The 19169-nt window shown below is 73.0% G+C and carries 14 protein-coding genes; 4 read left to right on the forward strand and 10 right to left on the reverse strand.

Going from position 1 to position 19169, the window contains the following annotated elements; genetic code table 11:
- From ACIQMU_RS27465 to ACIQMU_RS27495, 7 genes are all read right to left on the reverse strand, one after another.
- Nucleotides 1-669: adenosylhomocysteinase (locus ACIQMU_RS27465; RefSeq protein WP_352239831.1), on the reverse strand; the 669-nt coding region annotated here is incomplete at its 3' end.
- Nucleotides 670-1049: 380 nt separating this feature from the next.
- Complete coding sequence (locus tag ACIQMU_RS27470) at nucleotides 1050-2093, reverse strand: cation diffusion facilitator family transporter (protein ID WP_402689921.1); 1044 nt, start codon at nucleotides 2091-2093, stop codon at nucleotides 1050-1052.
- A gap of 87 nt (nucleotides 2094-2180) precedes the next feature.
- The gene (gene manA, locus ACIQMU_RS27475; protein ID WP_402689952.1) at nucleotides 2181-3356 is read right to left on the reverse strand and encodes a mannose-6-phosphate isomerase, class I; all 1176 of its coding nucleotides are present in this window, start codon (nucleotides 3354-3356) and stop codon (nucleotides 2181-2183) included.
- A 438-nt stretch (nucleotides 3357-3794) separates the two neighbouring features.
- Nucleotides 3795-4931 (reverse strand): SIS domain-containing protein, encoded by a 1137-nt coding sequence (locus ACIQMU_RS27480; protein ID WP_352239833.1) that lies wholly within the window; start codon nucleotides 4929-4931, stop codon nucleotides 3795-3797.
- Nucleotides 4932-5111: 180 nt separating this feature from the next.
- Complete coding sequence (locus ACIQMU_RS27485) at nucleotides 5112-5294, reverse strand: Trm112 family protein (protein ID WP_352239834.1); 183 nt, start codon at nucleotides 5292-5294, stop codon at nucleotides 5112-5114.
- Between the two features lie 345 nt (nucleotides 5295-5639).
- Nucleotides 5640-7010, reverse strand: coding sequence for a phosphomannomutase/phosphoglucomutase (locus ACIQMU_RS27490; RefSeq protein ID WP_402689922.1), 1371 nt, complete (start codon nucleotides 7008-7010; stop codon nucleotides 5640-5642).
- Nucleotides 7011-7321: 311 nt separating this feature from the next.
- Nucleotides 7322-7699 carry a DUF3499 domain-containing protein gene (locus ACIQMU_RS27495; protein WP_352239836.1) on the reverse strand — a complete coding sequence of 126 codons (378 nt, stop codon included), beginning with the start codon at nucleotides 7697-7699 and terminating at the stop codon, nucleotides 7322-7324.
- A 437-nt stretch (nucleotides 7700-8136) separates the two neighbouring features.
- Here ACIQMU_RS27495 and ACIQMU_RS27500 point away from each other — a divergent pair, with 437 nt between their 5' ends.
- Entirely contained in the window at nucleotides 8137-8565 is a 429-nt protein-coding gene (locus tag ACIQMU_RS27500; RefSeq protein WP_352239837.1) for a metallopeptidase family protein, read from the forward strand.
- Nucleotides 8566-8797: 232 nt separating this feature from the next.
- Here ACIQMU_RS27500 and ACIQMU_RS27505 read toward each other — a convergent pair whose 3' ends face one another.
- From ACIQMU_RS27505 to ACIQMU_RS27515, 3 genes are all read right to left on the reverse strand, one after another.
- Entirely contained in the window at nucleotides 8798-10327 is a 1530-nt protein-coding gene (locus ACIQMU_RS27505) for a DUF5719 family protein (protein ID WP_402689923.1), read from the reverse strand.
- On the reverse strand, nucleotides 10324-14295 hold the full coding sequence (locus ACIQMU_RS27510; protein ID WP_402689924.1) for a glycosyltransferase: 3972 nt from the start codon (nucleotides 14293-14295) through the stop codon (nucleotides 10324-10326). Before ACIQMU_RS27510 ends, ACIQMU_RS27505 begins: the two co-directional genes overlap by 4 nt.
- A gap of 740 nt (nucleotides 14296-15035) precedes the next feature.
- Nucleotides 15036-15299 carry a WhiB family transcriptional regulator gene (locus ACIQMU_RS27515; protein WP_003968728.1) on the reverse strand — a complete coding sequence of 88 codons (264 nt, stop codon included), beginning with the start codon at nucleotides 15297-15299 and terminating at the stop codon, nucleotides 15036-15038.
- Nucleotides 15300-16009: 710 nt separating this feature from the next.
- Here ACIQMU_RS27515 and ACIQMU_RS27520 point away from each other — a divergent pair.
- The 3 genes from ACIQMU_RS27520 to ACIQMU_RS27530 all read left to right on the forward strand — a co-directional run bounded on the left by ACIQMU_RS27520 (nucleotide 16010) and on the right by ACIQMU_RS27530 (nucleotide 18976).
- Nucleotides 16010-16510 (forward strand): cysteine dioxygenase family protein, encoded by a 501-nt coding sequence (locus tag ACIQMU_RS27520; RefSeq protein ID WP_352239840.1) that lies wholly within the window; start codon nucleotides 16010-16012, stop codon nucleotides 16508-16510.
- Nucleotides 16511-16523: 13 nt separating this feature from the next.
- Entirely contained in the window at nucleotides 16524-17480 is a 957-nt protein-coding gene (cofD, locus tag ACIQMU_RS27525) for a 2-phospho-L-lactate transferase (RefSeq protein ID WP_352239841.1), read from the forward strand.
- Nucleotides 17481-17662: 182 nt separating this feature from the next.
- Nucleotides 17663-18976 carry a coenzyme F420-0:L-glutamate ligase gene (locus ACIQMU_RS27530; protein WP_402689953.1) on the forward strand — a complete coding sequence of 438 codons (1314 nt, stop codon included), beginning with the start codon at nucleotides 17663-17665 and terminating at the stop codon, nucleotides 18974-18976.
- Nucleotides 18977-19169: the final 193 nt, after the last annotated feature.

Raw genomic sequence — 19169 nt, forward strand, 5'->3', positions numbered from 1 at the left:
ACCGTCACGGTGCATCTCGTACAACCGGTGCACACCCGTCGTCGTCTCCTCCGTGACACCACGGATCTCCGACGCCAGCTGGGTCCACTTCTGCGGAGCCTCACCGAGGGTGCGGTTCAGCAGCCTGAGGATGTGGGCGTACTCCTCACTGTCCGCGGTCGACGGGTCCGGGGCGGCACCGGCCTTCTCGAACTCGACGCCCTTGTGGACCAGGAGGGTGGCGTCGCCACCGTCGTCCAGGATCATGTTCGGACCGCCGGTCGGAGTGTTCGGCCAGGTCAGCGCCTGCTCCGTGCACCACCAGTACTCCTCCAGCGTCTCGCCCTTCCAGGCGAAGACCGGGACGCCCGCAGGGGCCTCCGGAGTGCCCTGCGGGCCGACCGCGATGGCCGCCGCCGCGTGGTCCTGGGTCGAGTAGATGTTGCACGAGGCCCAGCGGACCTCGGCGCCCAGGGCGACCAGGGTCTCGATGAGCACCGCGGTCTGCACCGTCATGTGCAGCGAACCGGTGATACGCGCACCGGCCAGCGGCCGAGCGGCGGCGAACTCCCGGCGGATCGACATCAGACCGGGCATCTCGTGCTCGGCCAGCGTGATCTCCTTACGCCCGAAAGCGGCGAGGGAGAGGTCGGCGACCTTGAAGTCCTGGCTGTTGGTGACCGTCGTCATAACGGGCTGCTCCTCGTGATGGGTCGAGGGTGGGCTGGCTGGGCTGACTCTGCGGCGCGGCGGGCACACGAATGCCCGGGCGTTCGCAGGGCAGTCCGTCGGAGGCCCTCTGTCCCTCGCCCGGCTCGCTCCCGCCAGCCGGTCGACCGCCATCAGCAGCGACGTCTGTTATCCGTATCCGAATCTACACCGAACGGCCCAGTGAGCCCCAGCCCGTCCCGGAAGAGGGATGTGTGTGAGGGGTCACCCGGGCGATCGGGGCTGAGGAAGGGTGGGTCAGTGGCCGGATCTTTTCGAGGCCGGGCCCCGGCCCGTTTCCGGACTGGGCGTGGGCTCGGACCCGTGACGAGCCCGAGCCCACGCCCGTGTCCGGAGTCGCGTCAGTGGCCGGGGCCGGTTCCGGGGGCGGGGTCGGTTCCGGGGGCGGGGTCGGTTCCGGGGGCTTTGGAGGTGGTGGTGTCGGCGGCCGGGGGCCCGGACGCCCTGCCGGGGTTGACGCCGGTCGCCGCGGAGTCCGCGTTGTAGATGTCGGGCTCCAGATAGATGACCCGGGCGATCGGGACCGCTTCGCGGATGCGGTTCTCGGCGGCGTTGATGGCATCGGCGACCTCGGCCGCTGTTTCGTCGTGTCGGACCGCGATCTTGGCGGCGACCAGCAGCTCCTCGGGGCCGAGGTGAAGGGTGCGCATGTGGATGATGCGGGTGACGGTGTCGCCGTCCACCACGGCCGCCCCGATCTTCTCGACGTCCTCGATGCCGGCGGACTCTCCGAGCAGGAGGGACTTGGTCTCGACGGCCAGGATGATCGCGATGAGGATCAGCAGGATGCCGATGCAGAGGGTGCCGATGCCGTCCCAGACGCCGTTTCCGGTGCCGAGGGCGAGGCCGACGCCCGCGAGCGCCAGAATCAGGCCGACGAGCGCGCCGAGGTCCTCCAGGAGAACGACCGGGAGCTCGGGTGCCTTGGAGTGGCGGACGAACTCGGTCCAGGAGCGGTCGCCACGGGTCTGGTTGGACTCACGGATCGCCGTACGGAAGGAGAAGATCTCGGCGATGATCGCGAAGACCAGGACCCCGACGGGCCAGTACCACGCCTCGATCTCGTGCGGGTGCTTGATCTTCTCGTAGCCCTCGTACACCGCGAACATGCCACCGACCGAGAAGAGGACGATGGAGACGAGGAACGCGTAGATGTAACGCTCGCGCCCGTAGCCGAAGGGGTGCTGGGGGGTGGCCTCGCGCCGCGCCTTCTTGCCGCCGAGCAACAGCAGCCCCTGGTTGCCCGAGTCGGCGAGCGAGTGGACGCTCTCCGCGAGCATCGACGAGGAACCACTGAAGAGGAACGCTACGAATTTGGCCACGGCGATCGACAGGTTGGCGACGAGTGCCGCCACGATCGCCTTGGTTCCGCCGGACGCGCTCATGAGTGCGTGGTGTCCCTTCGTCGGTGCGCGGCAGATGCCGTCGCGGTGAGGCGGCACATTGTTGCAGCCGACGGGGCGGCTCGTGGGTCAGGCCGCCACGGTGGCCCGGAAGAGTGCTCCCGCGCCCGCGGCCTCCACCGTCTCGCCGGCCGGAACGTAGGCGGACTCCCCCGGCGCGAGCGCGAGTTCGCCGACCGTGACCGCGCCCGCCGTGCAGAGCAGGATCTGCGGGGCCGGGGCGGTCAGTTCGGTGGGGGACGCCCCCGACACGAGGGTGTAGCGGGACAGGGCGAACTCGTCGACCGGGGTCTCGTACAGTTCCTCGCCCGACGGGGCGGCCTCCGGGCGCAGGACGCCGGGCTCGGTGGCCTCGAACCGGACGATCCGCAGGAGTTCGGGGACGTCGATGTGCTTGGGGGTCAGTCCACAGCGCAGCACGTTGTCCGAGTTGGCCATGATCTCGACGCCGAGGCCGTCGAGATAGGCGTGCGGAACGCCGGCGCCGAGGAACAGGGCTTCCCCCGGCTGGAGTTCTACGTGGTTCAGCAGCATCGCGGCCAGCACTCCGGGGTCGCCGGGGAAGTGGTGGGCGATGCGGGCGTACGGGGCGTGGGCGCCGCCGAGGCGGGTCGCGGCGTCCGCCGCCTCCGCCACGGTCTCGGCCATCTCCGCCCGGTCCGCGCCGAGGATCGCCGTGAGCACCTCGCGGAGGGCGGCCTCTTCGGGGTGGGCGCGGAGGAGGTCCACGTACGGCTTGAGGGAGTCGACTCCCAGCGCCTCCATCGCGTCCGCCGCCTCGGTGGGCCGGCGGAACCCGCACAGCCCCTCGAACGGAGTAAGGGCGCAGATCAGTTCGGGCTTGTGGTTCGCGTCCTTGTACGTGCGGTGCGGTGCGTCGATCGGGACGCCACGGGCCTCCTCGTCGGCGTATCCCTCGCGGGCCTGGTCCAGATTCGGGTGGACCTGGACGGAGAGGGGCGCGCCGGCGGCGAGGAGCTTCAGCAGGAAGGGGAGGCGGGGACCGAACCGGGCGACCACGGGCGCACCGAGCTCCCCCTCCGGGTCGGCGTCGATGGCCTGGGTGAGGGGCAGTTCCCTCTCACCGGCCTCGGTGGCGCGGGTGATGCGCGAGGGCGCTCCGGGGTGGGCGCCCATCCACATCTCGGCCTGCGGTTCGCCGGTGGGCGCGACGCCGAGCAGGGCGGGAATGGCCGTGGTGGAACCCCAGGCGTAGGGGCGCACGGTGTTGGACAGCCGGTCCATGAAGTCGTCCTCGGGTGGGGCGGGGTGGATGGGTGGGTGAGCCACCAGGGATATCAGGGTTACGTGAGGTCCTGGCGTCGCGGGGGTGGCTGGGGGGTGTGGGGATGGGGACGGAGATGGGAGTGGAGGCGGAGGCGGGAGAGGAGTGGGGGTGGAGGCGGAGGCGGGAGATGTCTGTGGGGTTGGGGCGGCCGGTGGTCGGGCGTCGGGTCGAGGGGCGGTGGCCCGGAAGGGCTTCTCCGGAGGGGGGTCCCTGCGGGGTCGCTTCCCGGGGCTCCCCTGCGGGGTCGCTTCCGGTGCTGGGCGCTCGCGGCGGAGTTCGCTTCCCCGGCGGAGGTGCTCCGGTCGGCTTCCTCGGGGCGCCCGCGCGGGGTGCGCTCTCGGCGGGCGTTCACCGAGAGGTTCGTCTGCCGCGCACGGCGTCCGCGCGGGCCGGGGTCAGGGCTGGGGGGCCGAGGCCAGCGACAGGTAGACCGCCGCGAAGTCGGTGATCGCGAGCAGTTCGGCCACGGCCTCCAGTTCGCTGCCCTCGTCCGGTTCCAGTTCGCTGACAGGCGTGTCGTGGCCGAGCGCCAGTTCGCGGGCCGCCGGGTAGGCGCTGAGGCCGCCCGTCGGTCGGTCCCGGAGCAGGACGACCCGGGCCCTCAGCGTCTCTCCCTCGTCCACCCGGTCCCGGAAGAAGTCGTCGGGGTCCGCGCCGGCCGCGAAGTCTCCGGCGAGGAGCGTGCCGTGCGAGGGCAGGGCCTCGGGCAGTTCCGCGGCAAGGGCGGGGCGGCCGGCGAGCTCGGCCAGCACGGCGGCGAAGCGACGCCCCACCGGGCCTGCGGCCTCCCCCTCCGTCCACAGCAGGGGCAGGCTGTCGGCCAGTTCGGCGGCGAGCGTCTTGGCGGGGTTGCTGTACATGGCGATGGCCGGGCCGCAGCGTTCCGCTGTGCGGTCCAGGCGGTCCGCCACCTTCTGCAGCTCTTCGGGGGGCGCGGTCACCAGGCCGACCCGGTCCAGCAGCGCAAGAAGGGGGGTGAGCAGGGCCCACAGCGTGCCGGGGCCCGCTGCCGAGGTCTCCGCGTCGTACTCGCCGTGCGGGGCGGCCGCCATCGGGACGACCAGCCCGTGCACCCCGTCGACCGCCTCACGCAGCGGCGAGCGGGTGGGGGCGACGGCGACGACGGTGCAGCCGCGGCGGTACGCCTGTTCGGCGAGCAGGGCGAGGCCCGGTTCGGAACCGTCGGCGGTCGCGATGAGGAGAAGGTCCACGGATCCGGCCCAGCCGGGCAGGGCCCAGCGGAGGGCGCCGGGGGCGGCGGCGACGCCCCCGGGCTGGATGCGTGCGACCGGGGCGGCCGCGCCCGCCAGCGCGCCGATCAGGTCGGCGACCCCGGAGGCGGCGGTGCCGGGGCCCGCGACCAGGACGGCCCGGGGCCTGCCCTCCGGGGTCAGGCCGCCGATGCCGGCGTCGGCGGCGTGCCGGGCGGCGGTGCGGACTCGCGCGCCTGCCTCGGCGGCGCCGCGCAGCAGTTCGCGGCGGTCAGCTCGGGCCAGGGCTTCCGGGGCGTCGAGCAAGGACTCGTCGAGCATGGCGGTGGGCCTCCGATCACCGGGTGGGTGCGGGCTGCGGGTACAGGTGCGGTGGCGTGGCCGCCGGGCGGGCGGGCCGGGTGCCGGACGGTGTGCCCGTCTGCGGTCGTGCCCGGCTGCCTGCGCTGCCGTGGGCCGTGCTGTCCTGTGCCGTCTGTGCCGTACGTATGTCGCTCGCGGTCAGGCGGGGCGGCGGGCCTCGTCGACGAGAAGGACCGGGATGTCGTCCCGGACCGGGTAGGCCAGGCCGCAGTCGTCGCCCGTGCAGACCAGTTCGGGGTTGTCGGCCGTCGTACGGTCGTCGAGCGGGGAGTGGCAGGCCGGGCAGGCCAGGATCTCCAGGAGGCCGGCTTCGAGCGCCATGGGGTGAGTCCCTTCGAGCATGCGAATTGCGATCCGCGTGGATCAGCCGCCGTCAGCCTACCGCCGGGGTGGAGGGGACGCGGCCTGGCCTGGGGGATGAAACGCACGATGGGTCGGGACCCGGGTGGGCGGCCCCGGCGGGCTTCTCCCCTCTCCCGGCCGGGATCGGCCGCGCCGAGCCGCGACGCGCCGAGCCGGGCCGAGCCGCCGGTGAGGTCAGCCGGGCCGAGCCGCGCCGCCGGCGAGGTCAGGCGGGCCGGGCAGGCGTCAGCAGGTCAGACCGGTCCGGCCTTCACCGGCCAGGCAGGCCAGGCCGGTCAGGGCGTGCGGATCAGGGCAAGCGGGTCAGGGCGTGCGGATCAGGGCGAGGACCTCGTCGCGCACCGCTGTCATCGTCTCTTCGTCCCTCGCCTCGACGTTCAGGCGCAGCAGAGGCTCCGTGTTCGAGGCGCGGAGATTGAACCACCAGTCGGCGGCCGTGACCGTGAGGCCGTCCAGGTCGTCGAAGGTGATGCCGTCGCGGGTGCCGTAGACCGTCCTGACCGTGGTCAGACTGGCGGTCTGGTCGGCGACGGTGAAGTTGATCTCGCCGGAGCCGGTGTACCGGTCGTACTCCGCGACCAGCTCGGAGAGCGGCTTCTGCTGGCCACCGAGCGCGGCGAGTACGTGGAGGGCGGCGAGCATGCCCGTATCGGCGTTCCAGAAGTCGCGGAAGTAGTAGTGCGCCGAGTGTTCGCCTCCGAAGATCGCACCGTGCTCCGCCATCTCCGTCTTGATGAAGGAGTGGCCGACGCGGGTACGGACGGGGGTGCCGCCATGCTCGCGGACCACCTCGGGGACGGACCAGGAGGTGATCAGGTTGTGAATGACGATGCCCTCGCCGCCGTTGCGGGCCAGCTCACGGGCGGCGACCAGGGCCGTGATCGCGGAGGGGGAGACGCCCTCGCCCCGCTCGTCGACCACGAAGCAGCGGTCGGCGTCACCGTCGAAGGCGAGGCCGAGGTCGGCGCCCTCGGCGAGGACGCGGGCCTGGAGGTCGACGATGTTCTTCGGGTCGAGGGGGTTGGCCTCGTGGTTGGGGAAGGTGCCGTCCAGCTCGAAGTACAGGGGCACCAGGTCGAGCGGGAGGCCCCCGAAGACCGTGGGGACCGTGTGGCCGCCCATGCCGTTGCCCGCGTCGACGACGACCTTGAGGGGGCGGATCGCCTTGAGGTCGACGAGGCCCAGGAGGTGGGCCGCGTAGTCGGTGAGGGTGTCGCGTTCGACGATCGTGCCGGGGGTGGCGGAGGCCGCGGGCCGCGGGGCGCCTTCCGACCACTGCTCGACCAGGGTGCGGATCTCGGCGAGGCCGGTGTCCTGGCCGACCGGGGCGGCGCCCGCACGGCACATTTTGATGCCGTTGTACTGCGCGGGGTTGTGCGAGGCCGTGAACATCGCTCCGGGGAGGCCGAGGGCCCCCGACGCGTAGTACAGCTGGTCCGTCGAGCAGAGACCGATGAGCGTGACGTCCGCCCCCCGGTCCGCCGCGCCCCGGGCGAAGGCGCCGGCGAGGCTCGGCGAGGTGGGGCGCATGTCGTGGCCGATCACGATCGCGTCGGCGGCCGTGACCTCGACGAACGCGGCTCCGAAGAGTTCGGCCAGCGACTCGTCCCACTGGTCGGGCACCACTCCGCGCACGTCGTACGCCTTCACGAGCTGCGACAGATCAGCAACCACGGCCGGTCCTCCTGGGGGTCTTTACGGACCGCCCAAACTACCCGGCCCGGTGATGCCTCAGGAGACGCCCCGGGCAGTCGGCTTCTGAAGCCGGGCCCAGAGGCTCGGCCCCGGGGGCGTGGCCGGTCTCCATGTCGGCCCCGGAGGGTTCGGAGGCCGGTCTCTCGGACGTTCGGCGGCGGCGAGTTCGGTGGTCGGCCCCGGAGGGTTCGGAGGCCGGTCTCGGGCGTTCGCAGACCGGCCGGAGCAGTTCCGTCTCGCCGGAGCGTTTCCTCTCCCGGAGCAGTTCCGTCTCTCGGAGCGCTTCCGTCTCAGGAGTCGGGCGAGCGCAGCACCCGCAGGTGGCCCCGGCGGGCCACTTCCACCGGGTCGGCGGACCTCGGCCCCCGGCCCCCGCCGTCCCGGGCCCGCTCCTGCGGGCGTGCCGCTTCGCGGACCGCGTTGGCCAGTGCTTCGAGGTCGTCGCCGCTGGGGTGCGCCGGCGCGGAGCCGTCGGAGAGCCGCACCACTTCCCAGCCCCGTGGCGCGGTAAGCCGCTCACTGTGTTCGGCGCAGAGGTCGTAACAGTGGGGCTCGGCGTAGGTGGCGAGCGGGCCGAGGACCGCAGTCGAATCGGCATAGACGTACGTCAGTGTCGCGACGGCAGGGCGGCCGCACGCGGTGCGCGAACAGCGACGTACAGGGCTCACGATGTTGGACGGTACCGCACTCCTGAGCGGGCTGCGACGACTCCCCCTCCGACCACCCCACCGTGTCGCCCTGTGACCTGCGGCACAGCGGGGTACTCGGCGGCCATCCTGACCTGCGCCGGGGCGGGGCCCGGCGATCCCCCGACGGTCGGGCCGGCCGCAGCCGGGGGCGGATCGCCACGTCCGGAGCCGTGCCCATGATCTGATTACGGGCCTGAAAAGGGCTCAACCTTGGCCGAAATGTTCAACTGCGGACATCCGGAAGCGGGAAGGCCCTCTCCGCCACCGGGGCCCGAGCGTCCGCCATCGGGGGGCCGGGCCGGGGCGGTCGTCACCGGGGGTCCGGGGCGGTCGTCGCCGCCGTGTCGGCGCCTGCTCGGCCGGCCGTGTCGGCTCCCCGGTCGTCCCGGTCTCCGGAGCGTTACGCTGCGTCGGTGATGGACAGCTCCGTACCTCCCCTTCCGTTCGAGCCGCGGCCCCGGCGCCGTGACCGTCATGGCCGCGGTATGCGTGGGCCGCTCGCGCCACCGCAGGTACCGCTGTCGGCCAGCCGGGGCGAGAGCTTCCGCGATCTGGTCCAGGACTCGGTGGAGCGGCTGGAGCGGCGCTGGCCCCAACTGGCCGAGGTCGACTTCGTCGTCCTCGATGTGCCCGCCACCCCGGAGGAGGTCGTTCCGCTCGGCGGCGCGACGTCCGCGGGCAAGGGGCGGCCCGCGCAGATCGTCGTCTACCGGCGGCCGGTGGAGATCCGCACCAAGAGCCGTGACGAGCGGGCCCTGCTCGTGCACGAGGTCGTCGTCGAGCAGGTCGCCGAGCTACTGGGGCTGGCGCCCGAGTCGGTCGATCCCCGGTACGGGCAGGACTAGGGTCTTTCGTCTGGATCAGGTCGGACCAGTGTCCCTGCGGAGCATGGGCGACTGACGACAACGCGGCAGGCGTGCGTGCCGGGCCCCCGCGAGCCCGACATGGTCCAGACGCCAGGCCCCAGGGCGTGTCCGGAGCGGTCCCCGTACCGGCCGGCTCGGGTCGCTCCCCGTACCGGCGGACCAAAACGATCCCCTGTTCCGGCCCGGCCGGGGAGGCCCCGGGAGGGCGCCGTCAGTCGTCCAGGACCGAGAGATCCTGGCGGGCGGACGGGACCTTGACCGTGCCCCGGTCGTCGGGGAGCGTCTGCACGGTGAACATCTGGACGCCGCCCTCCGCGCGCGCCAGGGACCGCGACGCGTGGACCGGGCCGCCCGAGGTCGTCTCCACGGTCAGCGCGTAGGTGCCCTTGAGTCCGTCCGGGGCCTGCGGGGTGACGGCGAGGGTCGTTCCGGCCTTGACCGTGTACGTCTCCACGGCCGGTTCGCCGCCGTCACTGCCCGCCGACGCGGTGACCTTCACCTTGGCCGTGGCGCCCGGCGCAGTCAGGGACAGCGTCGAGTCCTCGGCCTGGTTGTCGGGGACGCTCGCCCGCGCGCCGACCGGTCCGGTGGCCGGGATGTAGGCGACCTCCTGCTTGTCGCCCTTGCCGCGGACCACGCGTAGCGCGGCCACGATCGGCGTCGCCCGGTCCTTCTGGACGGGGGTCAGGCGCAGGGAGCCGGGTTCGCCGCGGGTGACGTCCTTCAGGTCGGCGAACGCCGTCATCGAGGACTTGATGTGCAGGGTGGCGTTCCCTGCCGGGGAGAAGGCCGTGTTCTTGCCGAGGAGCTCCACCTTCACGTCCGCGTCGTCCTCGCCCGGCGCGAACGCCACCAGCTGCACGGAGGTGGCGTCGGCCGGGATGCCGGGCAGCACGAGCGTGCCGGAGGGGTCCTCCGACGCGGTGATCCAGTCGCTGCCCGCGCCGTCGTCGGCGCTCAGGACGACCGCCCCGATCCGCCCCGAGCGGGTGGTGACGTGTGCGGTCAGCTGGTCGACGGCCTCGGTGGTGAAGGTGGACAGCAGCAGGGCGACGCTGGAGCGGGCCGGCACGGTGATGCCGTCTCCGACGTCGGACTTGAGCGCGCCCTCGGGGCCGTACAGCTCGATGTCGGCGACGGTGCCCGTGTCGTCGGGGTTGGTGAGGTGGATGTAGTCCTGCCGGGACTTCGCGGTGCTCGCGCCCGGGAACCAGAAGTCCGTGCCGGGGGCGGTGCAGGTGACCCCGAGGAGGCCCCGGGCGCCGCCCGCGGTGACCTCGGTGGTCTGCTGGGCCGCCCACCCCGGCGCCAGTCGGCCGGTGGCGGTGCCGGCGAGCGCCGGGGCGTCCGCGCCGTCCGCTTCGGCGACGACCGGTTTTCCGGGCTCCTGCACGGCGAGGACGGGCTTGTCGGCCTTCGCCTTCGCCTTCTTCGCCGCTTCCTCGGCCTTCTTCGGGTCGCTCTCGTCCTCGTCGTCCACGACCGGCAGGGCCGGCTTCAGCTCGGCGGTGCCCTTGGCGTCGCCGCCCTCGCCCGCCGGAGTGAACGAGGTGTACCGCGTCTCCGCGAGCTCGGAGGTGCTGGGCGCCGGGCAGACGAGGCTGGAGCGCTCGACCGGGAGCAGCGCGGCGGATTTCGCGCCAGTCTCAGCCGGGGCGCCGGGCGCGGTGACCGTGGCGAATCCGGTGATGGCGGCCAGGACGGCGGCGCCCGCGATCAGGGACAGGTGGGTGGACTTCACTCGGACTCGCCTCGCGATGCGTTACCGGTCTGCCACGGGGCCTGGCCCGGGGCCGGGGGGTCGGTGTGTTCGCCGTTCTCGGTGGGGGGCTGGTCGGGCAGGGGCTGCTGGGCGGGGTCGGCGTAGGAGTGCTGCTGGTACTGCCCGCCGATGTACTGGCCGTACGCGTCGTACGCGCCCTGTTCGTTGTACGCACCCTGTTCGTTGTAGGCGTTTTGCTCGTTGTACGTGCCCTGCTCGCCGTACTGCTGCGGGTAGAGGTCCTGGGCACCGTAGCCGCCGCTCCGGTCGCCGTAGTCCTGGTAGCCGGTGTTCTGCTGCTGGTGTTGCTGGTCCTGTTGCTGTTGCTGTTGCTGTTGCTGGGCGTACGGGTCCGGCTGGTACGCCGCGTAGTAGTCGGCGCCCTGCTGCTGTCCGTCCCACTGCGCGTACTCGCCGTACTGCTGCTGCGGAACCGCCGCGTAGCCGCCGGTGGCCTCCTGCGGGTCGTGCGCCGGGGGGACCGCGGCGTACGGGTCGGCGGACTGCTGCGTGGGGATGTACTCACCGAGGTCGGAGACTCGGGAGCGGTCGCGGTCGCGGTCGTGGTCCTGCTTCTCGGCGGGTCCGGCGTCCGGTGGGCCGGCCGGGCCGTCCGTGCCGTGGCTCTCGGGCCGGTGGGCGTCGCCCGCGGCCTCCTCGGCGGCGGCCGCCTCGGCCTGGGCCGCGGCGCGCAGCCTGCGGGCGCGGCGGCCCTCGCCGTCGACCGGCTCGGCGGCGACGGCGAGGGCCTCTTCGGGCAGGTCGTCGTCGATCTCCCGGCGGCGGCCCGGCAGGGCCATGACCACCAGGACCACGAGGAGTCCGGCCTGCGCCCAGATCCATGCGGTGTGCGTGATCGGAGCGTCGTGGGTCAGGTCCAGGCGGCCGCCGTTCGCGGGCAGTTCGAAGCCCTGGGCCCAGCCGTCGACGGTCTTGCGGGCCAGCGGCTTCCCGTCCAGCGTCGCCGTCCAGCCCGGGTCGGCGGCATCCGCGATCCGCAGGACGCGGCCCGCCTCGCCGGACGGGATCTCGGAGTGGGCCTCGACGGCGGCCGAGCCGACCGGCAGGTGCTCGCCCTCGCCGGACGCCGGGGTGATCATGACGCGGGCGACCTGGCGGTCCACCCGCCACAGGGCGCTGCCGTCGAGCTGGCTGAGGCGGCTGATGCCAGGGGTCGCGTCGAGGACGCGGCTCATCTGGCGCGGGGCTCCGTCCCGGACGAGGACGTAGCGGATCGCGAAGCCGCTGAGCTGACCGCCCTGGTCGGCGCCGGAACCGGCGACGAGGTTGGCGACGACCTTGTCCAGGTGGCTGTTGCTGCCGCCGGCCTCGGTCAGTTCGCCGTCACCGAGGCGGGCGCCCGAACCGCGGACCAGGCTGTACGCCACGGAGTCCGGCGAGGTGCCGCCGAGGACGAGAGTGCGGGGCTGGTCGCTGGTGGTGCTCTCCTCGGCCACGAAGGCGGGCACCTGGACGGGGTCGCGTCGCTCCAGGGGGCCGTCCGCGCCGCCGATCATCCAGCCGAACGCGGCCAGGACCGGGGCCAGCCCGGCGGCCAGCGCGATCAGCACGGCGACGGGTTGACGCCAGCCGAAGCTCTGTTCGGCGACCCGGATGCGCGCCCCGTCCGCGCCCACCAGGGCGGCGGCGATCAGGGCGGTGCCGTAGACGAGGGTGGCGGGGCCGGCCCAGGTGGACCCGTTGGCGACGGCGGCGAGGAGGAAGCCGGCGAGGGCGACCACCCAGGCGGTGCGGACGGCGAACTGCCGCTCCCCGCGCAGCAGGGCGGCAAGCGCCGCCAGCACGATGCCGAGGAGCAGGATGCCGCCCGCCGCTCCGGGGCCGCCGGGGCTGATGCCCAGCAGGTCGAGGCCCGAGGCCGTGCCCGTACCGAGGTCCAGGCCGGCTTCGGTCAGGAGCGCGGACGGGTCGGTCAGGAGGGCGAGCGACCAGGGGGCGAGGACCAGCAGGGGGGTGCCGACGGCGGCGGCGAAGCGGAGTCCGTACGCGGTGATGTCACGGCGCCGCAGCACCAGCACGCCGAGGCCGAGGATCACGGCCAGCGGCCAGACGATCGGGGTGAACGCCATGGTGACGGTCAGCAGCAGCGTGTACGTCCAGGTGGCGCGCCAGCTGCCGCGCTCCCCGGCCGCGTTGTCCGCACGCAGCCCGTGGGCGGCGACGCCCGCGCGGGCGATCAGGGGGAGCAGGACGAGGAGGACGGCGGTGCCGAGGCGGCCGGTGGCCAGGGCGCCGGTCGCGGCGGGCAGGAAGGCGTACGCGACGCTCGCCCAGGCCCGCAGCAGCCGGGAGGGGAGCAGCGGGCGGGACGCGAAGTAGGCGGTGAGGCCGGCCAGCGGGATCGAGCAGACCAGCAGCACGCTGACGGCGAGGCCGGTCGAGCCGAGGAAGAGGGCCGACAGGGCGGCGAGCAGGGCGAGGTAGGGCGGGGCGGTCTGGGTGCCGCCGGTGCCGACGGCGTGCCAGGCGTCCGCGTACTGCCCCCAGAGCGTGCCCGCCTCGGCGGGGGCGGGCAGCAGTGCGCCGCCCGCCAGGGCGCCGCCGCTGAGAAGGTTGCGGCAGGCGACGAGGGAGACGATCAGGAGCAGTGCGAAGAGGACGGGTCCTGGTTTCCGGCCGATGCGCTTGAGGCGGGCGAACTGGTCGACTTCGAGGAAGTCGGCGTCGTCGCCGCCGGGCCCGGATTCGACGGCTCCGTGCCGCGAACCGCCCGAGTCGGCCTCCGTACGGCCGCCGAAGTTGCCCGCCACCTGGTCGACGGTGGCCCGGACGGTCGCTCCGGGCGGCGGGAACAGCGCGCGCAGTTCGGCGGCGTCGACGGCGCCCTTTCCGCGGTGGCGGCGGGCGGCGAGGATGCGGCCGGGGCGCAGCAGGGTGCCGAGCAGGCCGGTGACCTCGTCGAGGGCCTGTCCCGGCGCCTTGCCGACGAGGTAGGCGAGGGTACGGAGCAGGGTGCCGACGACGAGCCGGAGCAGGACCCAGGGCAGGACCTTGCCGCGGGCGTTGACGAGCATCGTGTAGACCGCGCCCGCCTTGTCGACGCGGTGCGGGCTGGTGACCGAGCGGCCCGCGCAGTCGATGGGGCGGCGTTCGCGGGCGGATGCCTCGGCGTGCCGCAGGACGGCGTCCGGGGCGACGAGGACCCGGTGGCCGGCGAGGTGGGCGCGCCAGCACAGGTCCACGTCGTCGCGCATCAGGGGGAGCCCGCGGTCGAAGCCGCCCAGCTCCTCGTAGACGTCGCGACGGATGAGCATGCCGGCGGAGGAGACGGACAGGACGGTGCGGACCTGGTCGTGCTGGCCCTGGTCCTGTTCGCGGCGGTCCAGGCCCGTCCAGCGGCGCCCGCTGTTGGCGATGGAGACGCCGACTTCGAGGAGCTGCTTGCGGTCGTACCAGCCGCGCAGCTTGGGTCCGACGATCGTGGCGTGCTGGTCGGTGTCGACGACGCGCAGCATCTCGGCGAGCGCGTCCGGCTCGGGCGCGCAGTCGTCGTGCAGCAGCCAGAGCCACTGGACCGGTTCGCCGTGCGGCAGCTCGGGGAGGTCGTAGTTCTCGTCGACCCAGGTCCGGCCGGCCGGGTCCCAACCGCTGGGGCGCTTGAGGTACGGCAGGTCGTCCGGGGTCAGGACGCCGGCCGTGCGGGCCGCCTCGTCGACGGCCGTGCCGAAGCTCGTACGGCGTGCGAGGTGCAGGACGCGGTCGGCGCCGAGCGCCTCCGTGACCAGCCGGGCCGAGTCGTCGGCGCTGCCGGTGTCGGCGGCGACGGCGTTCTGTACGGGGCGTTCCTGCCCGAGCAGCCCGGCCAGCACGTCGGGGAGCCAGCGGGCGCCGTCGTGGGAGACGAGCACGGCGGTGACGACGTGCCGGGGGAACTCTGGGGCGGCGGCGGCCGCGTTCGGCGCCGCCGAGTGGCTGTGCACGGACATCGAGGTACGGGCCCTCCGGCCGGGTCCGGGGGGGCGTATTCCCCCGGGGGCTGCATCGGTGTACACGCGCGCCCCGGCGGGGCGTTGGCGCATCTCGGACGGGGCCCCACACTAACGGTACGGACAGCTGGCGGAGTCCGAGCGGGTGAAGCGGCCGGGCCCGGACCTGGCGACGGCCTGTCCACCGCGCTCCCGGGGAGGGGCGGTGGGCAGGCCGTCGTGGTCATGGCCGTGGGCGCGGGCGATGGCCCGGGCACCGCGGGGAGTGGGGCGGCGGGGAAAGCGGGGGAAGTTGGAGAAATGGGGGAAAAGGGAGGGAAAGGGGAGGGAGGGGGAAAGGGGGAAGCGAGTCGGTGGCCGCTTGAGAGGGCCGCCTCGGCCGGAAGCGCCGAGGCTGGAGAGCGGGCCGTTCCACGGCCCGTGGTTCGTGCGGCCCGTGACGGTCCGGGGCCGCACCCCGTCCGGCCGGAAGCGCTCCGGTCGGGACCGGAGGTCGGCCGACAGTGCTCCGGGCAGGGCCGGGGGCCGGTCGGGATGCGGCGGTCGCCGGCCGACGCGCATCCGGTGGCGGAGCCCGGCCGACGCGTCCACTGGATGGGGCCGGTGGATGGGGCCGGTGGATGAGGCGGATGGATGAAACCGGTGGGTGGGGTCTGCGGCGTATCCGGTGGCGAAGGCCGGCGAGGGCCCTGATGGAGAGCCCTGGTGGAGGCGGTGGTGGAGAGCGGTGGTGCGGACGTTCAGATGGCGGCCTTCTTGAGGCGCCGCCGCTCCCGCTCGGAGAGCCCGCCCCAGATTCCGAAGCGCTCGTCGTTGGAAAGGGCGTACTCAAGGCACTCCGAACGCACCTCACAGGCGAGGCAGACCTTCTTGGCCTCGCGGGTGGATCCGCCCTTTTCGGGAAAGAAGGACTCCGGATCGGTCTGGGCGCACAGTGCGCGCTCCTGCCAGCCGAGTTCCTCGTCCGCATCCTCGACCAGCAGTTGCTGGAACAGCTCGGTCATGTGCGCCCCTCGTCTGTCTCTTGCGTCCCGTGATGCAACCGTTTGCGGCTGAACGACACGAGTGAAATTACAAGTGTGTAGCTCCGGGCCAGTCAAGCGAGGATCTGCTATTGGCCCAGGGATTCACTCTGCGGAACCAAGCGTATGCAGAAAGTGTTCAAATCAGCAAAAACCTGACATATGCCACCGGCCCCGCTCCTCCGCACCCTCTCCCGGGTGAGACGAGTAAGAGTGCCCGCATGTTTCGATTCGATCACCGAAGCGACCAAGATCACAATCAGGTCACGGAGCGTCAGCCACGTTTGGGAGCGCGGATGGTGCGCCACATGTCCCCGCCCCCGGGCGCATAAACCTTTCTCCAAACCCGACGACCGGAAGGGGTGAAACATTGCCCTCATATCGGGCATCGGGTTGACAGTCGACGGCTGAGCCGGTCTCCTTGATTCCATGCCAGCGACCTCAGCGATGCGCGTCACCCACGTCCGTGGGTTCCGGAGCGCTGTCCAGGCCCGCTGTTGCTGTTCCAGCTGTCACAGCTGTTGATGCCGTAGCGCTCCAGCTCTGATCCAGCCACTTCCGCTCCGGTCGAGCGATCTTCCTTCCTCGCTCCTCCCGTAGCGCCCGCACTCCCGGCGGCTCCTCCCGAGCTGCTGACGCTCAACGCGACTCCCCCGCACGCGCACCTCTCATGCCGAGGAACCACCGCACCCATGAACAGCGACAGCGACCTCCAGATCGCCGGCGACATCCTTGAGGTCCAGCACCTCCTGCGACCCGCCCGCGAGCACCCCTCCACCGTCTCCGAGTTCGTCGGCCTCGCCCGCTCCGTCGCGGCCGACCGCGCGCAGTGGGCCGGACTCGTCCGGTACGACTCCGCCTCCCGCTGGTACCACCGCCTGCGCCAGGGCCCCGGCTATGAGGTGTGGCTGCTCAGCTGGGTGCCCGGGCAGGGGAGCGGGCGTCACGACCACGGCCTCTCCGCCGGTGTGCTGACAGTCCTGCAAGGCGAGTTGACCGAGCACACCGGGAGCGGGACGCGCGTTCTCGGCCCGGGGTCACAGCGGGCCTTCGCCCCGGGGTACGTCCACGAAGTGGTCAACGACTCGCTCGAACCGGCCGTCAGTCTGCACATCTACTACCCGGGTCTGACCGAGATGCCGATGCACGCCACGCAAAGCGCCCCGACGGCCGTTGACGCACTGTCGGCCTGACAAACTGCTGTGCATGCGCATTGTTGTTCTGGCCGGTGGTATCGGCGGTGCCCGCTTTCTGCGCGGCCTCAAGAAGGCCGCGCCCGACGCGGACATCACGGTGATCGGCAACACGGGTGATGACATCCATCTGTTCGGGCTGAAGGTCTGTCCCGACCTCGACACCGTGATGTACACCCTCGGCGGTGGCATCAACGAGGAGCAGGGCTGGGGCCGGACCGACGAGACGTTCCACGTCAAGGAGGAGCTCGCGGCGTACGGAGTGGGCCCCGAGTGGTTCGGGCTCGGCGACCGCGACTTCGCGACCCACATCGTCCGTACGCAGATGCTGGGCGCGGGCTATCCGCTGAGCGCGGTCACGGAGGCGCTCTGCGCCCGCTGGCAGCCCGGCGTGCGGCTGCTCCCCATGTCCGACGACCGGGTCGAGACGCATGTCGCCGTGGAGACGGACGGCGAGAGCAAGGCGATCCACTTCCAGGAGTACTGGGTGAAGCTGCGGGCCTCCGTCGCGGCGCAGGCGATCGTGCCGGTCGGGGCGGAGCAGGCCAAGCCGGCTCCCGGGGTGCTGGAGGCCATCGGTTCCGCCGACGTCATCGTCTTCCCGCCGTCGAACCCGGTGGTGTCCATCGGCACGATCCTCGCCGTACCGGGAATCCGGGAGGCCATCGCCGAGGCGGGGGTGCCGGTCGTCGGCCTCTCCCCCATCGTCGGGGACGTGCCCGTGCGCGGGATGGCGGACAAGGTGCTCGCCGCGGTGGGCGTCGAGTCGACCGCCGCGGCGGTGGCCCAGCACTACGGTTCGGGGCTGCTGGACGGCTGGCTGGTGGACACGGTGGACGCGGGTGCGGTGGGCGAGGTCGAGGCGGCGGGAATCCGCTGCCGGGCGGTGCCGCTGATGATGACGGACGTGGACGCGACCGCCGAGATGGCCCGGCAGGCGCTGGAGCTGGCCGAGGAGGTCGGGGCGTGAGCGGCTCTCCTGGTGACGGGGGCCTGAGCCTTCCCGAGGGCGGCGGTTCCGGGGCGTCCGGCTCCGAGGCATTCGGCTCCTCCGGCTCCGGCTCCGGCTCCGGCTCCGGCTCCGGCTCCGGCTCCGGCTCCGGCTCCGGCTCCGGCTCCGGCTCCGGCTCCGGCTCCGGGGCGTCCGATGGGCTGCCCTCCTACCGTGTGTGGGCGCTGGGCGGGATTCCCGAGGTGCGGGCCGGCGACGATCTCGCCAAGCTGATCGCCGCGGCCGAACCCGGGTTGGTCGACGGTGACGTGCTGCTCGTCACCTCCAAGATCGTCTCCAAGGCGGAGGGCCGGATCGTCGAGGCCGCCGACCGGGAGGCCGCGATCGACGCCGAGACCGTGCGGGTCGTGGCGCGGCGCGGGGCGCTGCGGATCGTGGAGAACCGGCAGGGTCTGGTCATGGCCGCCGCCGGGGTCGACGCCTCGAACACGCCGTCCGGAACCGTTCTGCTGCTGCCCGAGGACCCCGACGCCTCCGCGCGCGCGATCCGCGAGGGGCTACGGGACGCCCTCGGCGTGGAGATCGGCGTCGTCGTCACGGACACCTTCGGCCGGCCCTGGCGCAGCGGGCTGACCGATGTCGCCATCGGCGCTGCCGGAGTGCGTGTGCTGGACGATCTGCGCGGCGGGACGGACGCGTACGGCAATCCGCTCAGCGCCACGGTCGTGGCCACGGCGGACGAGCTGGCCGCGGCCGGGGACCTGGTGAAGGGCAAGGCGGCGGGGCTGCCGGTCGCCGTGGTGCGGGGGCTGCCGCACGTGGTGTCCCCGTACCCCTCTCCGGCCGGCGAGGACGATCCCGGTGCGCGCGCGCTCGTGCGGGGCGCCGCCGACGACATGTTCCGGCTCGGGACGTCGGAGGCGGTCCGGGAGGCCGTGACCCTGCGGCGTACGGTGCGCGAGTTCACCGACGATCCGGTGGATCCGGGGGCGGTACGGCGGGCCGTGGCCGCCGCCGTGACGGCTCCGGCACCTCATCACACGACGCCCTGGCGGTTCGTGCTGCTGGAGTCGGCGGAGGCGCGGACCCGGTTGCTCGACGCGATGCGGGACGCGTGGACCGAGGATTTGCGGCGCGACGGCAAGAGCGAGGAATCGATCGCCAAGCGGGTCCGGCGCGGCGATGTGCTGCGCAACGCGCCGTATCTGGTGGTGCCGTGCCTGGTGATGGACGGCTCGCACACGTACGGGGACGAGCGCCGCGACACGGCGGAGCGCGAGATGTTCGTGGTCGCCGCGGGCGCGGGCGTGCAGAACTTCCTGGTCGCGCTGGCGGGTGAGCGGCTGGGGTCGGCGTGGGTGTCCTCGACGATGTTCTGCCGGCCCGTCGTACGGGAGGTGTTGGCGCTGCCGTCGTCCTGGGATCCGTTGGGGGCGGTGGCCGTGGGGCGCGCGGCGGGGGCGCCCCGGGAGCGGGCGGCCCGGGACGTGGAGGCGTTTCTCACCGTGCGATGAGGGAGGGCCCCGGGGCGCTGCCCGGGTGGCGGGCGCCGCGTGCCCGGGTGTTGTCGGGCGCATGCCCGGGTGGCGGGCGCATGCCCGGGTGGCGGGCGCATGCCCGGGTGGCGGGCGCTGCGTGCCCGGGTGTTGTCGGGTGCGTGCCGCTGCTCGGAGTCGTTCCCCCTACCCGCCCTTTCCCGAGACCGGG

It is taken from the genome of Streptomyces sp. NPDC091649 (genome assembly GCF_044756785.1).
Taxonomy (GTDB): Bacteria; Actinomycetota; Actinomycetes; order Streptomycetales; family Streptomycetaceae; genus Streptomyces.